The organism is Clostridioides sp. ZZV15-6383, assembly GCF_020657735.1.
Classification (GTDB): domain Bacteria; phylum Bacillota; class Clostridia; order Peptostreptococcales; family Peptostreptococcaceae; genus Clostridioides; species Clostridioides difficile_D.
Genome location: NZ_JAGWCV010000028.1, coordinates 41,914 through 49,342 on the forward strand (window position 1 = coordinate 41,914; position 7,429 = coordinate 49,342).

The window sequence follows — 7,429 nt, forward strand, 5'->3', positions numbered from 1 at the left end:
TAATGAAAATATCAAAGAGAATAATGTCATTGTTGACAGCAACTTTTTTTATCTTTGCATTATCTGTCAATATAGCTGATGCTTCATCAAAAGAGAGTCTAGTAGGTTCTGGTAGATGGGAAACTGCAATAAAAATTAGTCAAAATGGATGGAAAGAAGCTACTAATGCTATACTAGTAAATGATAATTCTATAGCTGATGCACTATCTGCAACTCCATTTGCTAAGTTAAAAGATGCACCTATTCTATTGACTCAAAGTGATAAATTGGATAGTAGAACTAAAGCGGAGTTAAAAAGACTAGGTGTAAAAAATGTATACTTAATTGGAGGCATGAATACTTTAAGCACTAATATTGAAAAAGAATTAAAATCAGAAAATATGACTTTTGAGAGGATTTCAGGTAATAGTAGATATGAAACATCTTTAAAATTAGCTGAAAGATTAGATAAAGAGAAGAGTATTTCTAATATAGTTGTAGTTAATGGAGAGAAAGGGTTAGCAGATGCAGTAAGTGTGGGTTCTGCTGCAGCACAAGAAAATATGCCAATTATACTTTCAGATCCTAATAATGGAATAAAAGTTGCAAATAGCTTTATTAGTAGTAAAAATATAAAGAAATCTTATATAATTGGTGGTACATATTCTGTATCTAGTTCTATTGAACAGAGTTTACCTAATGTAAAAAGATTATCTGGAAATAATAGAAATGAAACTAATGCAAAGGTTCTAGAAGAATTTTATAAAAATACAGACTTAAAAAATGCTTATATAACTAAAGATGGTATGAAAAAACAGGGGGATTTGATAGATTCTCTAGCTGTAGGTGTATTAGCAGCTAAAAATAGCTCACCAGTTGTATTAGTAGGAAATGCACTTGACTCAAGTCAATATGATGTGTTAAATACTAAAAGTTTTGATAATATTGTACAAGTTGGTGGAAATGGAAATGAAGATGCAGTAAAAGATATCATTGATTTACAAGAGGAAACTATATATAGAGTTAAGACAGCAGATGAATTGGATGTTGCTCTAAGAAAAGCAGATGCTAATGATATTATAACATTTAAACCTGATGATAATAAAAAAATTACTAGTTCATTTAGTATAGAAACAAAGAAAGCTATAACTGTAGAGCTTGAAGGATTGTATACACAAACAATAACTGTAAATATGCCAAATGGAGAATTAACTAATAAGGGTACATTAGATGGAACTGTAAAAATAATGGATATAAAAAATGGTACATTTATCAATGAAGGTGAGATAAATGATATTGACCTTTATGATTCAAATGGATGTAAAATAGAGAATACAAGTAGTGGAGATATATGGGTTTTGACTATATCTAGTAGTGCTAAAGATGTAAATATAGAAAATAAAGGTGATATAAGTAAGGTTACAAATAATTCTACTAGCGTTATAATAAGAAATTCAGGAAATATTGATACTTTAGGTGGGATTAGTACACCATCAATAAGTGGAAATAAACCTAGAGTTGATGACACTGATAAGGATGAAAAAAGAGCAAGTGGAATATATCCTGCTTCAGAGCCTTTGTCACCTCCAAGACCAGGTTATATAGACGTAAAAATATTTACTAAACCTGAAGATTCAAATTATAAAATTTACTATAGGATAGTAAGCCGTAGACCATCTGCATTATATATTGGGGATAGAATAAACACAGATAATTGGACTGTTGTACCATCTTCTGTTTTACCATTTACTATTAAAGCAGAAAATGGGTATTATATAGAAGCTGTTGAGATAAATTCTGATACTAAGAAAGTATCTAGATGGGGAAAATCTGACTATATAGATGATGGATTTTATTTAAAGTCAGAAACTGCAAAAGGATTAAGTGCAGATATAGATTTTGATGGAGACTATGTTAAACTAACAGCAACAGGTGCTGATTCTGGATGTACAGTTTATTATAGAATAGTATCAAAAAAACCAACATCAATGAATGTTGGAGATAAAGTAACTATATCTGATTGGGATGAAATTACTACTAATAGAGTGAGGATAGCAGCAAATGATGTAAAAGAGAAATATATAGAGCTAGTCGAATTAGATGACTCAACTAATAAAGTAACTAGATGGGGATCAAGTGATAAGGTAGTAGAATAGGTATCTAATGTGAAAAATAAAAACAGACTGATTAATAATTGACAGTCTGTTTTTATTTTCTAAAAATTATCATCTTACTAAATAAATAATTAAAAACTATAACAACTATATTAGTAAATACTTTTACAATAATATCATTTACAAAAAGTAAATCAATCATTATATACATAATAACCATTTCTATAACACCAGAAAGTAGCCTAAAACTAACAAAAGAAAAAAATTCCTTAAACAAAAATCTTAGTTCGATTCTTTTACTATCAAACACAAAAAACTTATTAGTAACATAAGCAAATAAAACAGCAAGTATCCATGCCAAAGCATTTGCAACCATAAAATTAAATGAAATAATCCTAGTAAAAAATAAATACGAAACTATATTTACAAGAGTAGTAAATGCTCCAAAAAATAAATATAATATTGTCTCTTTATGTTTTTTTAAAATCAAATATAATCCTCCTAAGCTAATTTAATATAAATATACTTAAAGATACTAACAAATATTAGTATAACATATCAATTAATAAATCAATATATCTTAAAATATTATAAAAAATAAAACTATAACATTCTATAATTAATATGTACTCATAATCCATATTTTATCAAAATAAAATATGACCTTAATTTAGAAATCTGATATAATAAAAATTAAATACATATAAGGGGGTAAACATGAGAAAGTACAAATCAAAAAAATTGTCAAAGCTACTGGCATTGTTGACAGTTTGCTTTTTAATAGTGTCAACAATACCTGTCTCAGCAGAAAACAATAAAACTCTAGATGGAGTAGAAACTGCAGAGTATTCTGAAAGCTATCTTCAATACCTAGAAGATGTCAAAAATGGAGACACAGCAAAATATAATGGAGTAATACCTGTTCCACATGAAATGGAAGGTACAATACTTCAAAATAAGGGAAGAAGCACTCTTCCATCATCATACAAATCAAGTGCATCATACAATCCAATAAACTTAGGATTAACTACACCAGCAAAAAAACAAGGAGATCTTAATACATGTTGGGCATTTTCTAGTATGTCAACTTTAGAGTCATACCTAAAGCTAAAAGGCTATGGAACATATGACCTTTCAGAAGAGCACTTTAGATGGTGGTCAACTGGTGGAACACATGGATGGAACTTAGATGATATGTCAGGTAGTTCAAATGTAACAGCTATAGGATATTTGACTGGATGGGCAGGTCCTAAGTTAGAAAAGGACATACCATACAACCTTAAATCTGAGGCGCAAGGTGCAACTAGACCTTCAAATATGGATACTGCACCTACACAATTTAATGTAACAGATGTTGTTCGTCTTAATAAAGATAAAGAAACTGTAAAAAATGCTATAATGCAATATGGTTCAGTGACATCAGGTTATGCACATTATTCAACATATTTTAATAAGGATGAAACAGCATATAACTGTACAAATAAGAGAGCTCCATTGAATCACTCTGTAGCGATAGTAGGATGGGATGATAACTATTCAAAGGATAACTTTGCATCTGATGTAAAACCAGAATCAAATGGAGCATGGTTAGTAAAAAGTAGTTGGGGAGAGTTCAATTCTATGAAAGGATTCTTCTGGATTTCTTATGAAGATAAAACTCTATTAACAGACACTGATAACTATGCAATGAAATCTGTATCAAAACCAGATAGTGACAAAAAGATGTACCAACTTGAATATGCTGGTCTTAGCAAGATAATGTCAAATAAAATAACAGCAGCAAATGTATTTGATTTCAGTAGAGATTCTGAAAAACTTGACTCTGTTATGTTTGAAACAGACTCTGTAGGAGCAAAATATGAAGTATACTATGCACCAGTAGTAAATGGAGTTCCTCAAAATAACTCAATGACAAAACTTGCAAATGGAACAGTATCATACTCTGGATACATAAATGTACCTACTAACTCTTACAGCTTGCCAAAAGGTAAAGGAGCAATAGTAGTAGTTATAGACAACACAGCAAATCCTAATAGGGAAAAATCAACTTTAGCATATGAAACTAATATAGATGCATATTATCTATATGAAGCTAAAGCAAACTTAGGTGAAAGCTACATACTTCAAAATAATAAATTTGAAGATATAAATACATATAGTGAATTTTCTCCTTGTAACTTTGTTATAAAAGCTATAACAAAAACATCTTCTGGACAAGCTACTTCAGGAGAATCTTTAACTGGAGCAGATAGATATGAAACAGCAGTTAAAGTTAGCAAAAAAGGATGGGCTTCTTCACAATATGCAGTATTAGTAAATGGAGACGCAATAGTAGATGCTTTAACAGCTACACCATTTACAGCAGCAATTGACTCTCCGATTCTTTTAACAGGAAAAGATAACTTAGATTCAAAAACTAAGTCAGAGTTACAAAGATTAGGAACTAAAAAAGTTTATCTAATAGGTGGAGAAGATTCTTTAAGCAAGAATGTACAAGCTCAACTTAGCAATATGGGTATATCAGTAGAAAGAATTTCAGGTAGTGATAGATATAAGACTAGTATATCTCTAGCTCAAAAGCTAAATAGTATAAAATCTGTTTCACAAGTTGCAGTGGCAAATGGTGTAAATGGACTTGCAGATGCAATAAGTGTTGGTGCAGCAGCTGCTGATAACAATATGCCAATAATACTTACTAATAAAAAGAGTGAGTTGCAAGGTGCTGATGAGTTTTTAAATTCATCAAAAATAACTAAGTCTTATATAATTGGTGGCACAGCTACTTTATCATCAAATTTAGAAAGTAAGCTTTCAAATCCAACAAGACTTGCAGGAAGTAATAGAAATGAAACTAATGCTAAGATAATAGATAAGTTCTATACTAATTCAGATTTAAAATATGCTTTTGTTGTTAAAGATGGTTCAAAGCGTCAAGGAGATTTGATAGATGGACTAGCAGTAGGAGCATTAGGTGCTAAAACTGATTCACCAGTAGTTCTAGTTGGAAATAAGTTAGATGAAAGTCAAAAAACTGTACTTAAGTCTAAGAAAATAGAAACTCCTATTAGAGTTGGTGGAAATGGAAATGAAAATGCTTTTAATGAACTAAATACTCTTTTAGGAAAATAGTGAATAGAAAGATAATAAATCTATATGCTTTATTATTAAAAAATATTTAATAGAAGTTTATAAATATAAAATAACAAAAAGGGGTGTCTCAAAATGAGCTTTTTAGTTCATGAGGCACTCTTTTTTGCATGAAATCAAATATATTTTCATCATTTCAACAATGGAAAATAGGATTGTCTATATTTTGAGATAGACTCTTTATTATTGATGAAAAATGTAATAATTTTAAACTGTAAAATAGTGTAAAGTTATTTTATAATATAAATATAGTAAGATTTTAAACAAAATAAGGGGGAATAATAATGAAAGCACCAAAAACTATTTTAACAATATTGACAATAGCGCTTACTTTAAGTAGCATTTCTATAATACCATCATATGCACTTACAGAGGAAAAATTAATAGGTAATGGTAGATATGAAACTGCTGTAAAGATAAGTCAAAAGGCATACAGTTCTAGTTCTAATGTAGTGTTAGTTAATGATAATTCATTAGCTGATGCACTTTCAGCTACACCATTTGCAAAGGCTAAAGGAGCACCAATACTTTTGACAGAAAGTGATAAACTAGATGATAGAACTGAAAAAGAGATAAAACGTCTAGGAGCTAAAGATATTTATTTGATAGGAGGTACTGCTGTACTTAATAAAGATATAGAGAACAAATTAAAAGGTAATGGACTTAATGTAGAAAGAATTAATGGTAAGGATAGATATGAAACTTCACTGATTTTGGCTAATAAGCTTAAGGATATAAAAGATATTAAGGATGTTGCTGTAGTAAATGGTGAAAAAGGATTGAGTGATGCTGTTAGTGTTGGAGCACCAGCAGCTCAAAATAAGATGCCTATAATTTTGTCTAGTCCTAAGGATGGAGTAGAAGCATTTGATAAATTTATAAGAGATGAGAAAGTTATAAAAGCATATGTAATTGGAGGGACAAATTCTGTTTCAAGAGCTGTAGAAAAGAGTCTTCCTAATGCAGAAAGATTAAGTGGAAAAGATAGAAATGAGACTAATGCTAAAGTTATAGAAAAGTTTTATTCTGATACAAATTTAAGTAATCTATATGTAACTAAGGATGGTAGTAAAAATGAGAATCAGCTAATAGATTCATTAGCTGTTGGAGTTTTGGCTGCCAAAAATGAGTCTCCTGTTGTTTTGGTTGGCAATAAATTAAACACAAAACAAAGGGATATACTTAGTACTAAAAAATTAAGTACGATAACACAGGTAGGTGGAAATGGAAATGAAGAAGCTTTTGATGAGATTAAAAGTTTACAAGAAAAAACTGTGTTTGAAGCAAAAACTGTTGAGGAATTAACTGATATGATAAATATAGCAAGTCCTAATGACATTATAAACTTTAAACCAAAAGAAGATACTGTAAATGAAGCTTTTAGAATGGTGACAAATAAACCAATAACTTTGAATATAAAAGGAGATTGTTCAAAAACTCTTACAGTAGATATGCCTAATGGTGAAGTGAATAACTATGCTACTTTGGTAAATGTTATAGTTAGAAATATTGGAGAAGGTGGATTTAATAATCATGACACAATCACCATATTGTCAGTTCGTGACAAAAATGGTAGAGTTATAGAAAATACTAGAAATTCAGATATAGATACGTTGATGATATTAGCTTCTGCTAATGATACAAAATTGATTAATGATGGATATATAGGAAAGCTTATAGATAATTCATCTAATAGTGATATAACTAATAATGGTACTATAGATAAAAAAGTTAATCAGGTTGAGGATTTAGAGGCTAAGGTTGATTCAATTGAAAAAGCTATAGATTCTATAAGTCAGAAAATCAATAAAATACAAGATATACTAGATAAGCTTGGATTTCTAAAGAAATTTCTTAACTAAAAATATGTATATTTAAGTGAACTGTGTGTTGGAATTATATCTGAAAATATATAGTTAAATGGGTTTATAGATAAATAGCCTTATAGCTAAATATATAGTTAAATAAATCTTGGGGAGGTAACATGGGGAGTGTAGTTGAATGTAGCAAAAGAATACATAAAAGTATTGACAAAACTAGAATAAAGAAAAATAATCTAAATAGCAATAGCAATAGCAATAGCAATAGCAATAGCAATAGCAATAGCAATAGCAATAGCAATAGCAATAGCAATAGCAATAGCAATAGCAATAGCAATAGCAATAGCAATAGCAATAGCAATAGCAATA

General features: G+C 29.5%; 4 protein-coding genes. 3 read left to right on the forward strand and 1 reads right to left on the reverse strand.

The features are described from left to right. Positions 1–2: 2 nt before the first annotated feature. Positions 3–2,135 (forward strand): cell wall-binding repeat-containing protein, encoded by a 2,133-nt coding sequence (locus tag KGF42_RS11580; RefSeq protein ID WP_285891577.1) that lies wholly within the window; start codon positions 3–5, stop codon positions 2,133–2,135. Between the two features lie 52 nt (positions 2,136–2,187). Here KGF42_RS11580 and KGF42_RS11585 read toward each other — a convergent pair whose 3' ends face one another. Then, positions 2,188–2,583 (reverse strand): GtrA family protein, encoded by a 396-nt coding sequence (locus tag KGF42_RS11585; RefSeq protein ID WP_227826360.1) that lies wholly within the window; start codon positions 2,581–2,583, stop codon positions 2,188–2,190. A gap of 227 nt (positions 2,584–2,810) precedes the next feature. Between KGF42_RS11585 and KGF42_RS11590 the strand changes: the two genes are divergently transcribed. Beyond that, positions 2,811–5,222, forward strand: a complete 2,412-nt coding sequence (locus KGF42_RS11590; protein WP_227826361.1) for a cell wall-binding cysteine protease Cwp84 — start codon at positions 2,811–2,813, stop codon at positions 5,220–5,222. A 302-nt stretch (positions 5,223–5,524) separates the two neighbouring features. Then, on the forward strand, positions 5,525–7,102 hold the full coding sequence (locus KGF42_RS11595) for a cell wall-binding protein Cwp5 (protein ID WP_227826362.1): 1,578 nt from the start codon (positions 5,525–5,527) through the stop codon (positions 7,100–7,102). The last annotated feature ends 327 nt before the right edge of the window (positions 7,103–7,429 follow it).